Source organism: Phaeobacter sp. JH20_08 (assembly GCF_048056635.1).
Classification (GTDB): domain Bacteria; phylum Pseudomonadota; class Alphaproteobacteria; order Rhodobacterales; family Rhodobacteraceae; genus Phaeobacter; species Phaeobacter bryozoorum.
In genome coordinates, this window is record NZ_JAYMVV010000006.1 from 43,597 (window position 1) to 63,606 (window position 20,010).

A 20,010-nucleotide genomic window follows, 5' to 3' on the forward strand; every position below is an offset into this window, starting at 1 on the left:
GAAATAAAGGAACCTCTGCCATGCAAAGCCGCGATCTGATCCTAACCGCGCTGGCCCCCGTGATCTGGGGCAGCAGCTATATTGTCACCACCACCCTGCTGCCGGGGCAGTCGCCGCTGCTGGTGGCACTGCTGCGCGCGCTGCCTGCGGGGCTGTTGCTGATGCTGATGGTGCGGCAACTGCCGCCGCTGAGCTGGGTGCCACGGTTGTTGGTGCTGGGGGCGCTGAACTTCTCGATCTTCTGGAGCCTGCTGTTTGTGGCCGCCTATCGCCTGCCCGGCGGGGTTGCTGCGACCCTTGGCTCGGTGCAGCCGCTGGTGGTGGTGTTCCTGTCGGCGCTGATGCTGAAGACGCCGGTGCGCACGGCGGCAGTGCTGGCGGCGGCCCTGAGCATTCTGGGCGTGGCGCTGCTGGTGCTGACGCCGAGTGCGCAGCTGGACGGGATCGGTGTTCTGGCGGGGCTCGCCGGGGCCATTGCGATGGCAGCCGGCGTGGTGCTGAGCCACAAGTGGCAGCCGCCTGTGTCCCTGCTGACCTTCACCGCCTGGCAGTTGACGGCGGGCGGGCTGCTGCTGATCCCGGTCACCCTGTGGTCGCTGCCATCGCTGCCGCAGCTGAGTGCCGAGAACCTGCTCGGCTTGGCCTATATGAGCCTGATCGGCGGCGCTGCGACCTATGTGTTGTGGTTTCGCGGCATCGCCCGGCTGGAACCATCGGTGGTGTCGCTTCTCGGGGTGCTCAGCCCGCTGTCAGCGGTGGTGCTGGGCTGGGTGTTCCTCGGCGAGGTGCTGACGGCGAAACAGGCGATTGGCGCGGGCCTTGCGCTGTTCAGCCTGTGGCTGGGGCAAAGCGGTTTGCGCTGGCGGAGGCGGCGGGTGGCTGGCATCTAGTCTCCCAAACCGGGACCGGGTTAGCGTTCGGACCAAGGAGTGCAGGATGTGCCCGCGTGGCAGGCCAGCACCTCCTCTCGGGCGGCACCATCGGTGCCCCCGAAGCCAAAGCCGCCACAGGGATCCATACGCAGCACGTAATCGCCTGCGCGCTGCTCCAGAAAGGCCAGATAGTCCACGCCATCCGCAGCGCCAGCACACCACGGCCCAAAGCAGAGGAGTTCCAGCGTGATGTCCAGATCGACGTCTTTTGAAAAGCCGTCCGGGGTCATCACCTTGCCGTTGATCCGCGCGGGGATCAGGCTGCGCGGCGGCGCATCATTGGGATTGTCCTGCGGCGGTTTCGGCAGGGCGGTTTCATCAAAGCTGAGCTTACCCTCGACCACGACGTAGTTTTTGTCGGATTTCACCGCCTCCAGATAGGCGTCCGACGGTCCCCAAGGCAGGCAGCTGAGGGCGGATGCGGGACCGGCCAGCGCAGACAGGAGGGCAACGGGCAGAAAAAGCGTGCGAAGCGGCGGCATCAGGACATCCTTTGTCAGACGGGGGGCAGTCCGAACCATCATAGATGGTCCTGAAACTCCTGAATAACCCGTTCGTAGACCTCGCGTTTGAATGGCACGATCTTGCCGACCAGCTGATCGACCGGCTGCCAGCACCAGGCGGAGAATTCCGGGTGGTCGGTGGCGATATTGATCTGATCGTCGCGCCCGAGAAAGCGCATCAGATACCATTTCTGTTCCTGCCCGCGATATTTGCCGCCCCAGAAATGCGGCACCACTTCGGCGGGCAGATCATAGGGCAGCCAGCCGTTGCTTTCGGCGATGATCTCGACCAGATCGGCGGTGACGCCGGTTTCTTCCTCCAGTTCGCGCAGCGCCGCCAGCCTGGGATCTTCGTCTGCGTCGATACCACCCTGGGGCATCTGCCAGGCGTCCTTGTGCCGGTCCATGCGCTGGCCGACCCAGACCTCACCCGCTGCATTGACCAGCATCACGCCGACATTGGGCCGGTACGGCAGGGTTGCGATATCTTCGGGGGTCATCCAGTCTCTCCTTGGTTGGATGCACCCCTTGTGCACCTGTGCCCCAGCGTCGTGCAAGAGGTTGACGCCGCGTCCAAAGTGACAATCCCTTTCAGGCCGGGCCATTTTCGCGCAAACGAAGACCAAAGACTTATCAGAGAACTACCAGGGAGAGTGTCATGACTGCGTACCCGAAAATGTTGGCGCCGCTGGATCTCGGCTTTACCACGTTGAAAAACCGCGTGCTGATGGGATCCATGCACACCGGGCTTGAGGAAACCAAGGACTGGAACCGGGTGGCCGAATTCTATGCCGACCGGGCGCGCGGTGGCGTGGCGCTGATGGTCACCGGTGGCATTGGTCCGAACCTTGAAGGATCGGTTCTGCCGGGGGCGGCGATGATGGCGAGCGAGCAGGATGTGGCCAACCACAGCATCGTCACAAACCGCGTGCATGAGGCCGGGGGCAAGATCGCGATGCAGATCCTGCATGCCGGGCGTTATGCCTATGGTCCGAAATGCGTGGCGCCAAGCCCGATAAAATCGCCGATCTCGCCCTTCCCTCCGCAGGAGCTGGATGAAGAGGGTATCGAGAAGCAGATCTCCGACATCGTGAATGCCGCCGTGCTGGCACAGCAGGCGGGCTATGATGGCGTTGAGATCATGGGGTCGGAGGGCTATTTCCTGAACCAGTTCCTCGTCACCCATACCAACAAGCGCGAGGACCGCTGGGGCGGGTCCTATGAGAACCGGATGCGCCTGCCGATCGAGGTGGTGCGCCGCACCCGTGAGGCGGTGGGGACGAATTTCATCATCATCTACCGCCTGTCGATGATCGATCTTGTGCCCAATGGCTCCACCTATGACGAGGTGGTCGAACTGGCGCAGGAGATCGAGAAGGCCGGTGCCACCATCTTGAACACCGGGATCGGCTGGCATGAGGCGCGTATTCCGACGATTGCCACATCTGTTCCCCGCGCGGCCTTTGCCTGGGTCACCAAAAAGCTGATGGGCAAGGTTGGCATTCCGGTGATCACATCGAACCGGATCAACACGCCGGAGGTCGCCGAGCAGGTGCTGTCCGAGGGCTGCGCCGATATGGTGTCGATGGCGCGGCCAATGCTGGCGGATGCAGATTTTGTCGCCAAGGCAGCGGAGGGCAAGGCCGATCAGATCGCACCCTGCATCGCCTGCAATCAGGCCTGTCTGGACCATACGTTCAGCGGCAAGCTGACCTCCTGCCTGGTGAATCCGCGCGCCTGCCATGAAACCGAACTGGTGCTGACGCCTGCGGAGAGCGTGAAGACCGTCGCCATTGTCGGCGCGGGTCCTGCGGGTCTGTCCACCGCGCTGGCGGCAGCGGAGCGCGGCCACAAGGTGACGCTATTTGATCGCGCAAGCGAGATCGGCGGCCAGCTGAACATGGCCAAGCAGGTGCCGGGCAAGGAAGAATTCTGGGGGCTGGTCGATTGGTATCGCACCATGCTGGCCCAGAGCGATGTGACGCTGGAGCTGAACCGCGAGGTGTCGGCGGGCGATCTCAAGGGCTTTGACGAGGTGGTGATTGCCACTGGTGTGGTGCCGCGCGATCCGCAGATCCCCGGTCAGGACCGCGACAATGTGGTCGATTACATCGACGTGCTGCGCCACAAGGCCAAGGTGGGCAAGCGGGTGGCGGTGATCGGCGCAGGCGGCATCGGCTTTGATGTGTCGGAATTCCTGCTGCACGAAGGTGAAAGCGCCACCGAGAACCTGCCCCTGTGGATGAAGGAATGGGGCGTTGCGGACCCGGCCGAGCATCGCGCCGGTCTGGCCCCCGAAGGCCCGCAGCCCGAGGCCCCGGCCCGCGAGGTGACGCTGTTGCAGCGCAAGGCGGAGCGCCACGGCAAGCGGCTGGGCAAGACCACCGGCTGGATCCACCGCGCCACGCTGAAGATGAAGGATGTGAATTTCGTCGGCGGCGTGAACTATGAGAAGATCGACGACGACGGGCTGCATGTCAGCTTTGGCGAGGCGCGCGAGAATCCGACCGTGATCGCGGCGGATACCGTTGTGCTGTGCTCTGGCCAGCTGTCGGAGCGGTCGCTGGCGGATGCGCTGGAGGCGCAGGGCACATCCTGCCACGTGATTGGCGGCGCCGATCTGGCGGCCGAACTGGACGCCAAACGGGCCATCAATCAGGGTACACGGCTGGCGGCCAGCCTCTGATCCGGCACCGTCCCGCCGCTATGTAAATCTTGCGACCCTCGCCGCCTGTGGTGGCGGGGGTCGTTTGCGGTTGTGGAACCTCCGGCGCCCAGTGGCGTTTTGTCTGTGAACGGCGCCGCCCCGGTGGCGCGATTACCGCCACGACAGACAGGAGAGTTTCATGCCCCGTATCACCGACGCCAAGATCCTGATGATTGCCACCCATGGGTTCGAGCAGTCCGAACTGGAGTTCCCGCGCGATCAGCTGCGGGTCAAGGGCGCTGAGGTCTCTGTCGCCAGCCTCGATGGCAAGGCGATCAAGGGCTGGGAAGGCGATGACTGGGGCCGTGAGGCCAAGGCGGATCTGGCGCTGGAGGCGGTCCGTGTCGAGGAGTACGACGCGCTGGTCCTGCCCGGCGGTCAGATCAACCCGGATCTGCTGCGCATCAATGACGATGTGATCGAGCTGATCAACGGTTTCTACGATCAGGGCAAGGTTGTCGCCGCAATCTGCCATGCGCCCTGGCTGCTGATCGAGGCCGGTCTGGTCAAGGGCCGCACCATGACCTCGTTTCAGTCGATCAAGACCGACATGATCAACGCGGGGGCCGATTGGCAGGATGCGGAGGTCGTCTCGGACAACGGAATCGTGACCAGCCGCAACCCCGATGATCTGAAGGCTTTTGTCGGCAAGATCGTGGAAGAGATCGAAGAAGGCCGCCACCCGCGCTGAAGCTGCGACCGGTTGTGACGGATAAGACAGATAGATAGGCCCCGGTTCCGCCGGGGCCTTGTTCAGTTGGCAGACCGGGCGAGGCCGCCGCAGGTAAAACAGCTGTCGCCCTCATCCGGAATCACCCGGTCGATCAGGATGGTGATCGGGGCGCTGAATGCCCCGCCGCTGTTCGGGGAAAGGCTGAGCTGGTGCAGGCCTGTCGGCAGATCCAGCGTCAGGCTGACAGCCCCTGTGGGCAGAGGCGCAGACCCGGATCGCACGCCATTGACACGAAGGTGATATTTGCCGCCCTGTGGGACAGAGAGGCCGATCGCGACGGGGGAGGAAAGGATATCGCCGTCGCCGGGCGACAGGATCACCGCCGCACCGGCACCGCGGTCATCAGCGAAGACGGCCGCGCCGAATGCGGCCATGGCAAACACGGCAAAAACGGGGAGAGGCCATCTGCACCGCCGTCTGCGCCCCTCGTGTTTCACGTGGCAACAGGGTCGTGGGCCGCGCGGGCATCGGCGGGGGCTTCGTCGCGCCGCTCCATGCCGTAGTCGCGCAGCACGCCTGCCACCCGCAGGCGGTAATCCCTGAACACATGGTCCCTGCCCTCTTTCTGCCCCGCGCGGTGGGCGCTGAGCTGGCGCCAGTTGGCCACGGCTTCCTCGCTCTCCCAGAAGGACAGCGACAGGAGTTTGCCCGGCGTGGTGAGGCTCTGGAACCGTTCGACGGAGATGAAGCCTTCGATCTGTTCCAAAAGCGGCTTCAGACTGGCTGCGATCTCAAGATAGCGGTCCTTGGCGCCATCCTTGATTTCAACCTCGAATATGACTGCGATCATCCTGTGGATCCTTCTGGGTCGGAAACTTTTTTCAGCCATGTGCGATCCTCGCGCAGGATGAAGCGGCGCTCCTGGGCGAAGACGTAGTTTTCGCGGCCCAGTGGGTCGGCTGCGAGACGCGCGCGGTAGGCTTCGTATTCAGCAAGGTTTGCCACATCATAGATGCCATAGGCCAGCGTTGATGAGCCTTCATGCGGGGCATAATAGCCGATCAGATCGGCGCCGCAGCGGGGGATCGCCTGGCCCCAGTTGCGGGCGTAGGTGGCGAAATCCTCACGTTTGGTGGGGTCGAGATGGTAGCGGATGACACAGGTGAGCATATGGGGCGTCCTTCGTTGAGAAATACGCCCCTGATCTAGCAGCCGGCCCGACGGCGATGCTTCGCCCTGCGCCGAAGTATCGCCGCCCGTTGCCTCGCCTATTCGACCGTGATGGTGATCACCTGCGATACCACCGGGGTGGAATGCGGCACATGGCCGTAATCGCCCATCACCAGTTGCAGCGTATGTTCGCCCGGTGCCAGATCCAGTGTCGTTTCGGTCTGGCCGCCGCCAAAATGGATGTGGTTTTCATCCGATGGCAGACCGTAGGACAGCTCATCCGCGCCATCCTCGCCCTCGCCCAGCGGCGGGCGGTCGACCAGGAGGTGATGGTGACCGGTGTTTTCCTTTTCGGTGCCCGCCGGGGCCACCCCCATGCCGCGCAGGCCAAAGACCACGGTGACCGGGGATGAGACGGTATCGCCATCCCTGGGCATCACGAAGTAGACCTCCGCCCCCTCCGGCGACGGGGTTTCGCCGCCGGCCAGGGCTGCGGAAACCGGCAGGGCACAGGCGATGAGGGCCGCCAGCGCGGTTCTCATCGTGGATCTGATGATCGCAGTCATAAGTTGTCCTCCCATTGATGTAAGCCCTTCTCAACATAGTGGCTTTGACTGCTATTGCGATCTTCGGGCCGAGCCGCAGGTGTTTCCAGCTGGTAAACTATGGGTGAATAACCCTGCAATTATCCCATCCTCGCCCCGTTCTTGCCCGATTTGCCCGCGACATTTGAGGCAACACGGGTAAACAAGGACGCGAGTGCTATGGACCGACTGACCGAAATGGAGGCCTTTGCCAATGTGGTGGACCAGGGCGGATTCACCGATGCGGCAAAGAAGATGGGGATCTCCAAATCGGCGGTGTCCAAACATGTCTCAAGCCTTGAGGCCCGTCTGGGCGCGCGGCTGCTGAACCGGACCACGCGGCGGGTATCGCCCACAGAAATTGGGCTGGCCTACTATGACCGCGCCCGCCGTGTCCTGAATGATGCCGGTGAGGCGGATGCGCTGGTCACTTCCATGCAATCGGCGCCATCGGGGCTGCTGCGGATTTCAGTGGCGACGGATTTCGGCGTCAATCACCTGTCGCCGGTGCTGTCGGACTTCCTGCGCGACTATCCCGATATCACCGTCAACATGGTGCTGAACAACCGCTATGTGGAGCTGATCTCCGAAGGGTTTGATATGGCGCTGCGGATCGGCGAGCTGGAAGACAGCTCTCTGCGTGCGCGCAAGCTGACCGAAACCACCAAGCGGATGATCGCCTCCCCCGCCTATCTGGAGAAATTCGGTCGTCCACAGAAGATCGACGATCTCAACATGCACAAGCTGCTGCATTATTCGAACCAGTCCAGCGGCAGCATGTGGAAGATCACCGCGCCGTCGGGCGAAAAACGGCAGGTGCGGACCTCTGGCTGGCTGTCGGTGAATGACGGGCAGTCGCTGCTGAATGCGGCCATTTCAGGCCTCGGGATCGCCTATCTGCCAAGCTATCTCTATTCAGATGCCATGGCCGAGGGGCTGGTCGAGGACGTCATGCCCTCGCTGCCGATGGAAACCCAAGGCATCTATGCGGTCTACCCTCCTGGCCGCTTTACCCAGCCCAAGGTGCGGGCGTTCATCGACTTTCTCGCTGAGGCCTTTGCCGATAAGGATGGCATCACCTGGTGAGCCGCGCGCCCCGTTGGAACTGGAGAGGACCCGGCCATTGTGCCGGGTTTTCCCGTTCCGGGCCTCTGGGCGGTGGCCATGGGAGATCTGCGGGCTTCCTGTGGGCGTCCTGTCAGCGGGCGATCAGAACCACCTCGACCCGGCGGTTGGCCTCGCGCCCCTCGGGGCTGAGGTTGCTGGTCAGCGGCGCCATGAAGCCCGCACCTGCCACCGACACGCGACCAGGCTCCAGATCGCCCTCCTCCAGCAGGCGGGTCCGCACCGCATCGGCGCGCCGTTCGGAGAGCGCGATATTCTGGCTAAGACTGCCGACGGTATCGGTATGGCCCACCAAGAGCACGGAATAGTCGGGGTTCTGGCTGAGGAACTCTGCCAGCGCCGCCAGACTGGCATAGGGTTTGGCCCCCAGCGCCACCGCGCCGGTTTCAAATTCGAGATCCGCCAGCACCGCGCGCCCATTGCGGCGCAGGCGCTCGATCAGCTCTGCCGCGCCCACCAGCGGCGGTGCCACGATCGGCGCCTCGTCTGGCTGGCTGGCGATGGCGGCGGTGTCGTCGCGCGGTGCCGCGCTGGCGGTTTCCGCGGGGCGGACTTCGATCATCTGCACAAAGGTTGCATTGCCGGAGCGGGAAACCAGCAGGGTGACGATCCGCCCGTCGGGATGTTCGGCAGAGAGGAAGCTGAAGTTGCTGACATCCACCGTCATATCCGGCGCCGGGATCACCTCGATATCAAAGCGGAAATCAAAGCCGCCGCAGCTGCGCGCCGGACATTGAAACAGCAGGTCAAAGCCGGCATCGACCAGCTGCGCGCGCAATGGCGACAGCACCTGCAAAACCGTGGAATCGCCGGAAATCCGCCAGCTGCGGCGCAGAATCTGACCTTCGACCTGGCGTTCTGGCACGCCGTCGTCGCTGGCCGCGCCTAGCGGTACCGCGTAGCTGCCAAGGGCGGTTGGCCGTTCGGCCAGCTGGCGCGCGCCGGGCGGCAGCTCGATGCCCTGGGCTGCCACAAAGGACGGCAGGGCCGCACAGAGCAGCCCCGCCACCGCAGGCGTCAGCCGCCGGGCGGTAAGGACAGCGCGACGGATCACCGGTGCTGCGCGTGATAGGCGTCGTTGGGGACCATGCCGGTGGCACTGGCAACCCGATTGGACATGTTAAAGAAGCCGGTGACATTGGCGATATCCCAGATATCGCGGTCGCTGAAGCCGTGGTCGCGCAGGGTCTGGCGGTCGGCCTCTTCGATTTCGGCGCTGGCCTTGGTCGCCTTGGCCGCGAAATCCAGCATGGCGCGCTGGCGCGGCTCCAACAGAGCAACCCGGTAGTTCATCACCAGCATTTCGCCCAGCTTGGGATCGCCCGACAGCTGACGCACGGCCGCGCCATGGGCTGCGAGGCAGTAGAAACAGCTGTTGATGGCGGACACCACCACCGCGATCATCTCGCGCTCCAGCTTTGACAGGCCGCTGTCCGCCAGCATCAGGTCGTTATACATCGCGGTAAAGGCGTTGAGCTTGTCGATGTCGAAGGCATTGGCCCGCAACACGTTGGGCACCATGCCGAGTTTGTCCTGGCAGATGTCGAAATATTTCTGCGTCTCTGGCGGCAGCGGGTCCACCATCGGCAGGTCCAATGCGGTTGGGGCATCAGCGTCGCGGGTCATCGATTACACTCCCTCTGGGTTGTGACGATAGTGGTAACGCCCGGCGCGCAGCATGCCAAGTGAGGCATATAGACCGTTTGCCCCGGCGTTGGCTTCGGTGCAGAGAACCGCCAGTTCGCGCGCGCCCTGATCAGCGGCCCATTGCGCAGCGCGGTGCATCAGCCAGACGCCCATGCCCTTGCGCCGCTGATGTGACAGGATTTCCAGCGCGTGCACCATGGCGGTGCCGTCGTGGATCGCCACAAAGCCGGTGCCCGCGGGGGAATCATCGCAGCGGCCCAGCAGCGAGGTCTTGGCCCCCGCCGTGCGCTGCATGACCGCAAAGCGCTCGGGACCGATGCCACCGGCGGCCCAGATTTCATGCTGGATCGCAAGGGGTTCCCAGACGCAGAAGGCGGTCACGGGCGGGATTTCAACATGGCAGAGCTGTTCGACAGGACAGGTCCAGAGCACCACGGGATCCTTGATCACGTAGCCGCGTGCCGCCAGCTGGGCATCCAGTGCCTGCTGACCATCGCGGATCATGAACAGATGATCCTGCCCCATCTCCGACATGGCCTGTTCGGCGGCGGTGATTTCTGCCTCGCTTGCGTGGCCTGTGGTGACGGTTGCTGCGGAGACCCGGCTGCCGCCGCCATCGCCCCGGCGCAGGGTGACCGGACCCAGCTGGCGGACCTCGGCGGCAGGCCAGGTGTGGTCGGTGACGTCATAGTATTTCGGGTCGGTCAGCGACGGCGTGGCAGTCAAAGATCAAGATCCCGCGCCAGCGCGGTAATCGCCGCATCCACCCGCGCGCCATCGGCACCGCGCACCACCACATTGGCGCCAAACGCACCATTCTGCTGGAACGGGTAACAGCCGATGGAGAGGTCATCATAGGCCTCGGCAATGGCGGTCAGGATAGGGGCAATGTCGCCCTCGCCCCGCTGCACTCGCAGGGTCTGCGACAAGAGCGGCGCACCGCCGGTGAGCGTCGGCAGGACCGAGGCGACCATGGCCTGAAACACGCTGGGCACCCCGGCCATCACATGCACGTTGCGAAGGGTGAAACCGGGCGCGGTGGAGACCGGGTTTTCAATCAGCGTCGCACCATCGGGGATCCGGGCCATGCGCAGGCGGGCCGCGTTCAGCTCCTGCCCGGATTTGTCGTAATGGGCCTGCAACAGCGCGCGCGCATCCTCGCGCACGTCCAGATGCACATCAAAGGCCTTGCTGATGCAATCGGCGGTGATGTCGTCGTGGGTGGGGCCGATACCGCCGCTGGTAAAGACATGGTCAAAACCATCCGAGAGCGCCCTGACGGCGGCGATGATCGCGGCCTCATTGTCGCTGACGACGCGCACTTCCTGCAGGTCGATGCCATGTTTGCTCAGCTCGCCGGCGAGATAATACATATTGGCATCGCGGGTGCGCCCGGACAGAATCTCGTCACCGATGACAAGCATCGCTGCGGTTGGCATGGCGCCGGTTGGGGTGGCCATCTGCGCTCCTCCTCTTGAACCAATGATAGCGCAGGTATAGGCCCTGTCACATGCGCTTTCAAACCCCTCTGCTGCCCGCCACGCTGATCCGACGCTACAAGAGGTTTCTGGCGGACTGCCAGTTGCCGGATGGGCGCGAAATAACCGCGCATTGTGCCAATCCCGGCTCGATGATGGGGCTGGCGGAACAGGGCAGCACGGTCTGGCTGGAGCCGAATGACGATCCGAAGAAGAAGCTGAAATACGGCTTGCGGCTGGTCGAGGTTGCCGGTGGCACCCTGGTGGGTGTGGATACATCGGTGCCGAACCGCGCGCTGAAATCGGCGCTGGAGGCGCGCCAGATCGCAGCGCTGTCGGCCTATGAAACGGTCCGGGCCGAGGTGAAATATGCCGAGAAGAGCCGCATTGATTTCCTGCTGAGCCAGCCCGGCCTGCCCGATTGCTATGTTGAGGTCAAAAGCGTGACGCTGTCACGCCAGCCCGGTCTGGCGGAGTTCCCCGACAGCGTGACCGCGCGCGGGGCCAAGCATCTGGGCAACCTGGCCGACATGTGCCGGTCCGGTCACCGGGCGGTGCTGCTCTATCTGGTGCAGCGCGGTGATTGTGAGCGGTTTCAGATCGCCGGCGATATCGACCCGACCTATGCCGCCGCCTGGGATGCGGCGGCGGCTGCGGGGGTGGAGCGGCTGGTGATCGCCACCCGCATCACCCCGGAGGGTGTTGCAATTGCGGGCGCGATTGGCGCAGGCGCGGGCTGAGCGCTGCGGGTCGCCTGTCAGGCTGCTTCGCTCTGCGTGTCGGTGGCGCCACTTTTGCTCTGCTCGGCACTGTCCGAGCTGTCGGGGCTGTCGGGGCTGGCCTGCACCAGCGTCCGGGTCGGGAAGGGAATATCGATTCCGGCCGCGTCCAGTGCTTCCTTCACCCGGCGTTTCATATCCGCCTGATACTGGAAATATTCCGCCGCATCGACCCAGACACGGACCAGGAAATCCACCGAGCTGCTGTTGAGATTATTGACCTGGATGAAGGGTTCCGGCTCTGCGTGCGAGCGGCTGTCGGACATGATGGCGTCGCGGATGACCTGCTCGGCGGTGGCAAGGTTGGCCCCGTAGCCGACGCCGAAGGTCCATGCCGCGCGGCGGGTGTCATATTCGGAGTAATTGGTGATCGTGTTGCCCCAGACTTCGGAGTTGGGGATGATCACCTTGAGGTTCGACAGGTCGGCGATCACCGTGTTGTTCAGGGTGATTTCCTTGACCGTGCCCATTTCGCCGTCCACTTCGATGAAATCACCCAGTTTGAACGGGCGGAACAGGATCAGCATGATGCCAGCTGCCACATTGGACAGCGCGCCCTGCATGGCCAGACCGATGGCCAGACCCGCGGCACCGATGGCCGCGATGATCGAGGTGGTCTGGACCCCGAAGGTGTTGAGAACAAAGAGCACCGCAAAGGCAAGGATCACATAGCGTGCCAGATTGCCGAGGAAGTGGAACAGCGTCACATCAAGGCTGGCATGGCTGTCGCCGATCTGAACGATCCGTCGTTTGACCCAGCCCGCGACGATGAAGCCAGCCATCAGGATCAGCATGGCGGCGAGCACGCTGCCCATGGCCTGAGCCAGAAATTCCAGCGTGATCAGATCGGCCAGCGCTTTTCCGTTGTAGATTTCGGTCTGCATCAGGGCATTCATGCTGTCCATGGCTGCGGGTCCCTCCGTGGTGCGATTGCAATTCGTCAGGGAGAGGAACGCATCCGGGTGGCAAAAAGTTCCCGGCAGGCGGTGGTGCCGGCTCTGGCCCTTTTGGCGCGGAGCGCGTAGATAGCTATGTCAAAGACACCCGATGGAGCCTCATCTGATGAGATCGAAAGACGGCCGCACCACCAAAGACGGCATTCGCATTTATGAGCCCGGCGATTTTGCCGGAATGCACGCTGCCGGGGCGCTGGCGGCACGGATCCTTGACGATATCGCTGCCCATGTCGTCCCCGGTCAGACCACCGGCGAGCTGGACCGGCTGATCACCCAGATGGTGGAGGACGCAGGCGCGACCTCGGCCACCATCGGCTACAAGGGCTATCGGCACGCCAGCTGCATCAGCGTGAACCATGTGGTCTGTCACGGGATTCCCGGTGACAAGAAGCTGAAGGATGGCGATATCCTGAATATCGACGTCACCGTCATCGTCGATGGCTGGTTCGGCGACACCAGCCGGATGTATGTGGCAGGCAAGCTGTCGCGCAAGACCGAGCGGCTGATCCAGGTGACCCATGACTCCCTGATGAAGGGGATCGAGGCGGTGAAACCCGGCAATACCTTTGGCGACATTGGCCATGCGATCCAATCCTATGTGGAAGCGCAGCGTATGAGCGTGGTGCGAGATTTTTGTGGCCATGGTCTGGGTCAGGTGTTCCATGCACCGCCCAACGTGCTGCACTATGGCCGCCCGGGCACCGGCCCGGTGCTGGAGGAAGGCATGTTCTTCACCATTGAACCGATGGTGAACCTTGGCCGCCCGGAAACCAAGATCCTGGCGGATGAATGGACCGCTGTTACCCGCGATAAATCGCTGTCCGCGCAGTTCGAGCATTCGGTTGGCGTTACCGCTGATGGGGCCGAGATCTTTACCCTGTCGCCCGGCGGGAAGTTTCACCCGACCTACGGCTGATACCGTATCATTTAACAAAGAAGGGGCGTGCCTTGTGGCGCGCCCCTTTGTCGTTCTGCGATACGGGTTGCCCCGTACCGGTATCAGAGCTTGCAGCGTTTGCGCTCTGCCAGGGCTACCAGAACCTCGTGACGCTCGTTCGCGGCTTCTAGCGCCTGCTTGGCGTTGGAATGGTTGCCGATAACAGCCGGCCAGAACAACAGCGCGGCGGCGATATTCTCGCCGGACATGCTCTTGCCCTTCTTGGCTTCTTTGCGGATCTCTTCCAGCTGGTTCAGCTGCACCGCGATTTCGGTGCAGGTCAGCTTGGCATCCCCCACCTGCGTTTTGGTGACAACATCAGGCGACACGCAGGCCGACAGGGCCAAGGCGCTGGCGAGCGCCAGGCCAATACGGAGATTGAATTTCATATTGTGTCCTACGTCAATTTTGAGCATCTGAAATGAAATGCTGAACGAAACGATTGATCGTCCGTTTCACAGGCCGGATATTGCCTGCATCGAACGGTGTAAATCCTGCGGGTGGATCGTGGGGAGTTCCGCTGAACAAAGCGTATAGATTGCTGTGAAAATGTCGCACTCTACCTGAGGGTGCCTTTAGGGAATATGTCCAATCAGGCGCGGAACCTCTGACATGGCGGTGATATGCTCGGCATTATGCCGCTTCAGGCGCGTGCCCTTGCCATGGGGGTCAAAGCCAAGGCAGCGCATCCCGGCGCGGGCGGCGGCGAGGGCGCCGTTTTCGCTGTCTTCGATCACCAGACAGTCGCGCGCCTGCACGTCGAAATGACAGGCCGCCGCAAGAAACAGATCGGGATCGGGTTTGCCGGTCTTCAGCGTCTGGGCCGAGAACATGGCATGGGGATGGAACAGGTCCCATAGGCCGTTCTGACCAAGGGTGATCCGCATCTTTTCCTCGCTGCCGTTGGAGGCGACGCAGAAGGCGATGCCGCGGACTTGCAACAGTGCCAAAAGATCCGGGATACCCGGCACCAGATCCACACCCTGCCGCAGCCTTGCGTAGGTTTCATCATAGACCTGCGCCACCCAGTTCTCGGGCAGATCCGCACCGCGCGCGATGGCCTTGGTTCGGACATCCGCCATGGTGCCACCAACAAAGAGGTCCATGCACTCCGCCAGCGACAGTTGCAGACCATACCGTCCGAGATTGTCGACCAGCACCTGATTGCTAAGTGTTTCACTATCGACCAGCACACCGTCGCAATCAAAAATCACCAGTTTCGGCGTGGGATATGTAATCGGCATGGTGCTGTCCTTTTGGGCTGATGCTCAGCTCTCGCGCCACAGAAGGGTGACATGGGTGTCCCCGTATTTGCGGCTGTCGTGCAGAGTGAATCCTTCGGGGGGCTGCATGGGGCTGCTTTCTTCCCAGACGACCAGCGCCTCCTCGGCCAGCCAGCCGCCTTTTGTCACCGCCGCCAGCGCCTTTTGCCCCAGCGACTTGCCGTAAGGCGGATCGAGAAAGACCACATCGTAAGGCGCAGCGTCATTGACCGGCAGGCGGGTGGCATCACGGCGGATGAGGCGGGCGCGATCCTTGATGCGCAGCAGGTCGATGTTCTTGGTGATCAGCCCCTGCGACACCCGGCCATCATCCACAAACACGGCCTCGGCCGCGCCGCGCGACAGCGCCTCAAGCCCCAGGGCACCTGTGCCTGCAAACAGATCCAGCACCCGCACGCCGTCGAAATCGACGATATGGCCCAGCAAGTTGAACAGGCTTTCGCGCACACGGTCGGTGGTGGGGCGCAGATGCGCGCCCGCGTCGCCCTTGCCCAGGCTGGTGAGCGCGCGGCCACGAAACTCGCCGGCGATGATCCTCATGTGCGTAGCAGCGGCTTCAGATCCGCGTCAGCGTCCGCCACGACGGATTTGTCAGCGGTACGCCCGGCCTCGATCAGACGTTTGGCAACCATATAGGCGCGCGGATCATTCATTGCGTCCACCGCCACCAGCTGATCGCCGGAATAGTACCAGAACGACATGGTGCCATCGCTGCCAGTGCGGGTGACCACGTTGTCGTAGCCTGTGTTGAGGCCCGCGATCTGCAGTTTGATGTCGTATTGATCGGACCAGAACCAGGGTTTGGCCACATAGGTTTCATTCGCGCCGAGCATATTGCGGGCGGCGACCTCTGCCTGATCAATGGCGTTGGGCACGCTTTCCAGCCGGATGCGGCTGCCGCGATAGGGGAAGGATGCACAATCGCCCGCCGCCCAGATCGACGGATCCGAGGTGCGGCCCTGTTCATCCACCCGGATGCCATTCTCCAGCGCGAGGCCTGCCGCCTCTGCCAGATCGGTGGCCGGGGTGATGCCGACGCCGACAATGACGAAGTCCACCTCGACCGTACTGCCATCGCTGAGCACGGCGCGTTTGACGGCGCCGCCCTCACCTTCCAGCCGCACAAGACCCACGCCTTCGCGCAGATCAACACCGTGGCCCGTGTGAAGCGCGCGGAAATAATCCGAGGTTTCGGGAGCTGCGACCCGTTGCAGGATGCGCTCGGCCATCTCGACCAGCGTCACGGCAACCCCGCGTTTGGCGCAGACGGCTGCGGCCTCCAGCCCGATGTAGCCACCGCCGACGATAAGTGTGCGCGCGCCATCCGTGACCGCCGGGGCCATGGCATCCACATCCGCCAGATCGCGCAGGACGTAGACCCCGCCCAGATCGCCGCCGATGGCCGCAGGCAGGCGGCGGGGGGTGGAGCCGGTGGTGAGCGCCAGCTGATCGTAGTGCAGCACCTCATCCGCCAGCGTCACGGTTTTCGCCGCCGGGTCGATGGCCTGCACCTGCTGGCCAAGTTTCAGGGTGATATTGGCCTCGGCATAAAAACTCTCGGGCCGCAGGAACAGGCGGTCCATCTCCATCTCCCCCAGGAGATAGGCCTTTGACAGAGGCGGGCGCTGATAGGGCACAACGGGTTCGCCGCCAATCAGCGTAATCTCTCCGTCAAAACCCTGCTTGCGCAGCTGCGCCACCAGCGAGGCCCCCGCCTGGCCTGCCCCGATCACGACAAAATGGGTCATTTGCTATTGTGCCTTCTGCTGTCTTTCGAAAATGCCATTGCCAGTTTGCGTGCTGGTCAGGCTGTTGCCGAACCCTATATGTGGGGGAACATAAAACACAATCAGCACGGAGAGGAACACAGCATGATTTCACAAGGGGACAGCCTGCCGGAGGCAACATTGACGCGGATGGGCAAGGACGGGCCGGAGCAGGTCGCGATCAGCGATCTGACAAAGGGGCGCACGGTGGCGATCTTTGCGGTGCCGGGTGCGTTTACGCCGACCTGCCATTCCGCCCATGTGCCCAGTTTCGTGCGCAACGCCGAGGCGCTGGCGGCCAAGGGCGTGGATGAAATCATCTGCATTGCGGGCAACGATCCCTTTGTGATGCAGGCCTGGTCAGAGGCGACCGGTGCCGGTGCAGCGGGGATCACCATGCTGTCGGACGCCGAATGCGGCTTTACCGATGCGATCGGGATGCGGCTGGACGCGCCTGCGGCTGGGCTGGTCGGGCGCTCTCTGCGCTATGCGATGCTGGCCCGCGACGGCAAGGTCGAGATCATGAATGCTGAGGATTCGCCCGGCAAATGTGAGCTGTCGGCAGGCGAGGCCCTGCTGGAGGCGATGGGCTGAGCCCCTGCCCAAGACCAAGATCGGGACATCAGAAACACCAAGAGAGGCGCGGATACCCGTGCCTCTCTTGTCATTCTACCGCGGATGAAGACGGCGCCTGTCAGACAAGGCTCTCCATCTTGCGCGCCAGCTTGGCGTCCAGCGCGCTGATACCGCCGACGTCATGGGTGGTCAGGGTCACTGTAACGGTATTGTAGACATTGCTCCATTCCGGGTGGTGGTCCCATTTTTCGGCCCAGATTGCAGCCCGCGTCATCCAGCCAAAGGCATCGACGAAGCTGGCGAATTTAAAGGTCTTGGTGATGGCGTCGCGGCCCTCGACCACCTCCCATCCGGCGCTGAACAGCGGGTCCAGCAGCGGGCCACGGGTGGCTTCAGAAAGTTTCTCGGTCATTGTTGCTCCTCCACATGGGGTTTGCGGAACGGACCGTAGTCCGTCAGGATCTCGATCTCTTCCTCGATGGCGCCGCGTTCGGCGTCCAGATAGCGGGCAATTGCATCGGCAAAGCCGGGATCGCCCACCCAATGCAGGCTGTGGGTCTGCCGGGGCAGATAGCCGCGCGCCAGTTTATGTTCGCCCTGCGCGCCTGCTTCGACGGCCGTCAGACCACGCGCAATCGCGTGTTCAATAGCCTGATAGTAGCACAATTCGAAGTGCAGACAGGGGTGGTGTTCGGTGCACCCCCAGTAGCGACCGTAAAGCGTCTCACGGCCTAGGAAATTCAGTGCACCGGCCACCGGTATCCCGTCGCGTTCGGCAAGAATCAGCAGCATGTCGTCGGCCATGGTGTCATGGGCGATGTCAAAGAACGCGCGGCTGAGATAGGGCGAGCCCCATTTGCGCGCGCCGGTGTCCTGATAGAAGGTCCAGAAGGCATCCCAGTGTTCGCGGCGCAGATCGCTGCCGTGGTAACAGCGGATCTCGCCCCCGAAGCCCTGCGCCTGAGCGCGTTCCTTGCGGATGGTCTTGCGTTTGCGCGACGCTAGCGCGGCGAGGAAATCGTCAAAGCTGCGGTAGCCGTCGTTCAGCCAGTGAAACTGCTGGGTGACCCGCGCCATCAGACCCATTTCGGCGCCCATGGCGGCCTCATCCTCGGTGCAGAAGGTGACATGCAGCGAGGAGACGCGGTTATTGGCGGCAAGCTGCACGGCGCCCTGTACCAGCGCGGACTGGCCCACGCCTTCATACCCGGGCCTGATCAGAAAGCGGCGGCCTGTCGCGGGGGTAAAGGGGGCCGCGATCTGAAGTTTGGGATAGTAATGCCCGCCTGCGCGTTCATAGGCATGGGCCCAGTTGTGGTCGAAGATATATTCGCCCTGGCTGTGGGATTTCACATACATAGGGGCGCAGGCAATCAGCAGGCCGTCGCGCCGCGCGGTCAGATACTGCGGCTGCCAGCCGGTGCCCCGCCCCACCGATCCGCTGTCCTCCAGCGCGGACAGGAACCGGTAGGTGGTAAAGGGGTCGAGCGGTGGGCCGCCATCAGCGGCCTCGGGACAGGCGCAGGCGTCCCATTCCGCAGCCTCCAGCTGCGACAGCGCAGCCAGCACTTCGATTTCGATCTGCGCCTGTTCCATTCAAAGCCTCCGCGACAGACAGTATCTGTGTCCGTCGCGGACGGGTTCAACCCGGAATATCAGAAAGATAGCGCTCGAAGGTGACATTATGCGCAATTTTGCGTGCCTCGGTTTCCATCGCGGCAGAGGTCACCGTCCAGCACAGGATCGGCACACCCTGATCACGCAGCTGCGTGACGCGATCCCGGCCGAGGTCCTGCACCTCGTGACTGATGAAACTGGCTTCGACGCGGTCGAAATCGGGGATCGCGCGCAGGTGGTCGCAGGTCGGCGTGCTCAATTCGCGCCAGCTGACCGGATCATAGGCGCTGGTGGTCAGTCCGCGCGGCACCTCGGGCGCCAGCCGTGCCAGCTCTGCCACGGAATGCGGGTTGAAGGACATCAGGGCGACATCGCCCTTGTAGCCCTGCAACTGGCGCAGGGTGTCTGCCTCCAGCGCGCCGATGTTGGGGCCCATATCGCCGTCCTGATCCTTCAGCTCGATCAGCAGCGGCGCACGGCCTGCCACCAGATCAAGGATCTCGGCCAGATCGGGGATACATTCACCGTCGCCGCCCTTGAGCGGGATCGCGCGCAGCTGATCGCGGGTGTGATCCGCCACCAGACCGGTGCCTTCGGCCAGCCGGTCCAGGGCGTAATCGTGAAACACCATGGCGCAGCCGTCCGAGGACAGCTGCAAATCCATTTCGATACCATAGCCAGCCTCGATCGCGGCGCGCATGGCGGCGCGGCTGTTTTCCGGGCGGCCATCGCGCACATCATGCAGCGCGCGATGGGTTATGGGCTGGCGCAGGAGTGCGGCAGGCAGGTCAGCTCTCATGAGATCTGGAACACGCCGTCGATTTCCACAGCGACCCCCAGCGGCAGCGAAGGCGAGCTGACGGCGGCACGGGCATGACGGCCGACATCGCCCAGCACTTCGACCATCAGATCGGAAGCGCCGTTCACCACCTGCGGCTGGTCGGTGAAACTATCGGTGGAATTCACAAAAGCGCCGAGTTTGACGACGCGCTTCAGGCGATTGAGATCGCCATCACAGGCGGCTTTCAGCTGCGCCAGCAACGCGATGGCACATTGGCGGGCGGCTTTCTGACCTGCGGCCACATCCATGTCGGCGCCCAGTTTGCCGGTGATCAGCCCTTCGGGGCCGGCCGAGATCTGGCCGGAGATGTAGACCATATCGCCGACCACGACATAGGGGACGTAATTGGCAGCCGGGGCCGGTGCGCTCGGCAGCTGAATGCCCAGTTCTTTGAGTTTGGCTTCGATATCCATGGGTGCAGTCCTTTGCATCAGGT

The 20,010-nt window shown here is 63.1% G+C and carries 26 protein-coding genes; 7 read left to right on the forward strand and 19 right to left on the reverse strand.

Annotated elements, in window-relative coordinates; translation table 11 throughout:
• Positions 1 to 20: 20 nt before the first annotated feature.
• Positions 21 to 890 carry an EamA family transporter gene (locus tag VWY75_RS07275; protein ID WP_416537404.1) on the forward strand — a complete coding sequence of 290 codons (870 nt, stop codon included), beginning with the start codon at positions 21 to 23 and terminating at the stop codon, positions 888 to 890.
• 20 nt (positions 891 to 910) lie between these two features.
• Here the strand turns inward: VWY75_RS07275 and VWY75_RS07280 are convergent, their stop codons facing one another.
• Together VWY75_RS07280 and VWY75_RS07285 are read right to left on the reverse strand one after the other, a co-directional pair.
• On the reverse strand, positions 911 to 1,414 hold the full coding sequence (locus tag VWY75_RS07280) for a hypothetical protein (RefSeq protein WP_416537405.1): 504 nt from the start codon (positions 1,412 to 1,414) through the stop codon (positions 911 to 913).
• A gap of 38 nt (positions 1,415 to 1,452) precedes the next feature.
• Positions 1,453 to 1,935, reverse strand: a complete 483-nt coding sequence (locus VWY75_RS07285; RefSeq protein WP_340546806.1) for an RNA pyrophosphohydrolase — start codon at positions 1,933 to 1,935, stop codon at positions 1,453 to 1,455.
• A 158-nt stretch (positions 1,936 to 2,093) separates the two neighbouring features.
• Between VWY75_RS07285 and VWY75_RS07290 the strand changes: the two genes are divergently transcribed.
• Complete coding sequence (locus VWY75_RS07290; RefSeq protein WP_416537406.1) at positions 2,094 to 4,121, forward strand: FAD-dependent oxidoreductase; 2,028 nt, start codon at positions 2,094 to 2,096, stop codon at positions 4,119 to 4,121.
• Between the two features lie 160 nt (positions 4,122 to 4,281).
• A complete protein-coding gene (locus VWY75_RS07295; RefSeq protein ID WP_416537407.1) occupies positions 4,282 to 4,833 on the forward strand; it encodes a type 1 glutamine amidotransferase domain-containing protein in 552 nt (183 codons plus the stop codon).
• A gap of 62 nt (positions 4,834 to 4,895) precedes the next feature.
• Here VWY75_RS07295 and VWY75_RS07300 read toward each other — a convergent pair whose 3' ends face one another.
• The 4 genes from VWY75_RS07300 to VWY75_RS07315 form a co-directional block, all read right to left on the reverse strand.
• Complete coding sequence (locus tag VWY75_RS07300; RefSeq protein ID WP_416537408.1) at positions 4,896 to 5,249, reverse strand: hypothetical protein; 354 nt, start codon at positions 5,247 to 5,249, stop codon at positions 4,896 to 4,898.
• 59 nt (positions 5,250 to 5,308) lie between these two features.
• The gene (locus VWY75_RS07305) at positions 5,309 to 5,665 is read right to left on the reverse strand and encodes an antibiotic biosynthesis monooxygenase family protein (RefSeq protein ID WP_340546803.1); all 357 of its coding nucleotides are present in this window, start codon (positions 5,663 to 5,665) and stop codon (positions 5,309 to 5,311) included.
• Positions 5,662 to 5,985, reverse strand: a complete 324-nt coding sequence (locus VWY75_RS07310; RefSeq protein ID WP_416537409.1) for an NIPSNAP family protein — start codon at positions 5,983 to 5,985, stop codon at positions 5,662 to 5,664. The genes VWY75_RS07305 and VWY75_RS07310 overlap by 4 nt, the downstream gene beginning before the upstream one ends.
• 98 nt (positions 5,986 to 6,083) lie before the next feature.
• Entirely contained in the window at positions 6,084 to 6,551 is a 468-nt protein-coding gene (locus VWY75_RS07315) for a DUF4399 domain-containing protein (RefSeq protein ID WP_416541648.1), read from the reverse strand.
• A 198-nt stretch (positions 6,552 to 6,749) separates the two neighbouring features.
• Here VWY75_RS07315 and VWY75_RS07320 point away from each other — a divergent pair, with 198 nt between their 5' ends.
• Positions 6,750 to 7,655, forward strand: coding sequence for a LysR family transcriptional regulator (locus VWY75_RS07320; protein WP_340546801.1), 906 nt, complete (start codon positions 6,750 to 6,752; stop codon positions 7,653 to 7,655).
• A gap of 112 nt (positions 7,656 to 7,767) precedes the next feature.
• Here the strand turns inward: VWY75_RS07320 and VWY75_RS07325 are convergent, their stop codons facing one another.
• Genes VWY75_RS07325 through VWY75_RS07340 form a run of 4 tightly spaced genes read right to left on the reverse strand, consistent with a single transcriptional unit; the run spans position 7,768 to position 10,801 of the window.
• Positions 7,768 to 8,748 (reverse strand): OmpA family protein, encoded by a 981-nt coding sequence (locus VWY75_RS07325; protein WP_416537410.1) that lies wholly within the window; start codon positions 8,746 to 8,748, stop codon positions 7,768 to 7,770.
• Positions 8,745 to 9,320 carry a peroxidase-related enzyme gene (locus tag VWY75_RS07330; protein WP_416537411.1) on the reverse strand — a complete coding sequence of 192 codons (576 nt, stop codon included), beginning with the start codon at positions 9,318 to 9,320 and terminating at the stop codon, positions 8,745 to 8,747. Before VWY75_RS07330 ends, VWY75_RS07325 begins: the two co-directional genes overlap by 4 nt.
• Positions 9,321 to 9,323: 3 nt before the next feature.
• Positions 9,324 to 10,067: a GNAT family N-acetyltransferase gene (locus VWY75_RS07335; protein ID WP_416537412.1), complete on the reverse strand. Its 744-nt coding sequence runs from the start codon at positions 10,065 to 10,067 to the stop codon at positions 9,324 to 9,326.
• Complete coding sequence (locus VWY75_RS07340; RefSeq protein WP_340546797.1) at positions 10,064 to 10,801, reverse strand: competence/damage-inducible protein A; 738 nt, start codon at positions 10,799 to 10,801, stop codon at positions 10,064 to 10,066. The genes VWY75_RS07335 and VWY75_RS07340 overlap by 4 nt, the downstream gene beginning before the upstream one ends.
• A 50-nt stretch (positions 10,802 to 10,851) precedes the next feature.
• Here VWY75_RS07340 and sfsA point away from each other — a divergent pair, with 50 nt between their 5' ends.
• A complete protein-coding gene (gene sfsA / locus VWY75_RS07345) occupies positions 10,852 to 11,559 on the forward strand; it encodes a DNA/RNA nuclease SfsA (RefSeq protein ID WP_416537413.1) in 708 nt (235 codons plus the stop codon).
• Between the two features lie 17 nt (positions 11,560 to 11,576).
• On the opposite strand, the gene VWY75_RS07350 is transcribed toward sfsA, so the two are convergent.
• Positions 11,577 to 12,503: a mechanosensitive ion channel family protein gene (locus VWY75_RS07350; RefSeq protein WP_416537414.1), complete on the reverse strand. Its 927-nt coding sequence runs from the start codon at positions 12,501 to 12,503 to the stop codon at positions 11,577 to 11,579.
• A gap of 157 nt (positions 12,504 to 12,660) precedes the next feature.
• Here VWY75_RS07350 and map point away from each other — a divergent pair, with 157 nt between their 5' ends.
• A complete protein-coding gene (gene map, locus VWY75_RS07355) occupies positions 12,661 to 13,470 on the forward strand; it encodes a type I methionyl aminopeptidase (RefSeq protein WP_416537415.1) in 810 nt (269 codons plus the stop codon).
• Positions 13,471 to 13,553: 83 nt separating this feature from the next.
• Here the strand turns inward: map and VWY75_RS07360 are convergent, their stop codons facing one another.
• The 4 genes from VWY75_RS07360 to VWY75_RS07375 all read right to left on the reverse strand — a co-directional run bounded on the left by VWY75_RS07360 (position 13,554) and on the right by VWY75_RS07375 (position 16,522).
• Positions 13,554 to 13,880 carry a hypothetical protein gene (locus VWY75_RS07360; RefSeq protein ID WP_040181163.1) on the reverse strand — a complete coding sequence of 109 codons (327 nt, stop codon included), beginning with the start codon at positions 13,878 to 13,880 and terminating at the stop codon, positions 13,554 to 13,556.
• Between the two features lie 186 nt (positions 13,881 to 14,066).
• Entirely contained in the window at positions 14,067 to 14,735 is a 669-nt protein-coding gene (locus VWY75_RS07365; RefSeq protein WP_416537416.1) for an HAD family hydrolase, read from the reverse strand.
• Positions 14,736 to 14,759: 24 nt separating this feature from the next.
• A complete protein-coding gene (rsmD, locus tag VWY75_RS07370; protein WP_416537417.1) occupies positions 14,760 to 15,314 on the reverse strand; it encodes a 16S rRNA (guanine(966)-N(2))-methyltransferase RsmD in 555 nt (184 codons plus the stop codon).
• Positions 15,311 to 16,522 (reverse strand): NAD(P)/FAD-dependent oxidoreductase, encoded by a 1,212-nt coding sequence (locus tag VWY75_RS07375; RefSeq protein ID WP_416537418.1) that lies wholly within the window; start codon positions 16,520 to 16,522, stop codon positions 15,311 to 15,313. Before VWY75_RS07375 ends, rsmD begins: the two co-directional genes overlap by 4 nt.
• A gap of 123 nt (positions 16,523 to 16,645) precedes the next feature.
• Between VWY75_RS07375 and VWY75_RS07380 the strand changes: the two genes are divergently transcribed.
• Complete coding sequence (locus VWY75_RS07380) at positions 16,646 to 17,134, forward strand: peroxiredoxin (RefSeq protein WP_340546790.1); 489 nt, start codon at positions 16,646 to 16,648, stop codon at positions 17,132 to 17,134.
• 100 nt (positions 17,135 to 17,234) lie between these two features.
• Here VWY75_RS07380 and VWY75_RS07385 read toward each other — a convergent pair whose 3' ends face one another.
• From VWY75_RS07385 to VWY75_RS07400, 4 genes are read right to left on the reverse strand one after another with little or no spacing between them, the layout of a single operon-like run.
• Complete coding sequence (locus tag VWY75_RS07385) at positions 17,235 to 17,528, reverse strand: 4a-hydroxytetrahydrobiopterin dehydratase (protein ID WP_416537419.1); 294 nt, start codon at positions 17,526 to 17,528, stop codon at positions 17,235 to 17,237.
• Positions 17,525 to 18,712 carry a GNAT family N-acetyltransferase gene (locus tag VWY75_RS07390; protein WP_416537420.1) on the reverse strand — a complete coding sequence of 396 codons (1,188 nt, stop codon included), beginning with the start codon at positions 18,710 to 18,712 and terminating at the stop codon, positions 17,525 to 17,527. Before VWY75_RS07390 ends, VWY75_RS07385 begins: the two co-directional genes overlap by 4 nt.
• Positions 18,713 to 18,758: 46 nt before the next feature.
• Positions 18,759 to 19,532 (reverse strand): glycerophosphodiester phosphodiesterase family protein, encoded by a 774-nt coding sequence (locus VWY75_RS07395; RefSeq protein ID WP_340546787.1) that lies wholly within the window; start codon positions 19,530 to 19,532, stop codon positions 18,759 to 18,761.
• On the reverse strand, positions 19,529 to 19,987 hold the full coding sequence (locus VWY75_RS07400; RefSeq protein WP_416535280.1) for a RidA family protein: 459 nt from the start codon (positions 19,985 to 19,987) through the stop codon (positions 19,529 to 19,531). The genes VWY75_RS07395 and VWY75_RS07400 overlap by 4 nt, the downstream gene beginning before the upstream one ends.
• Positions 19,988 to 20,010 lie beyond the last annotated feature (23 nt).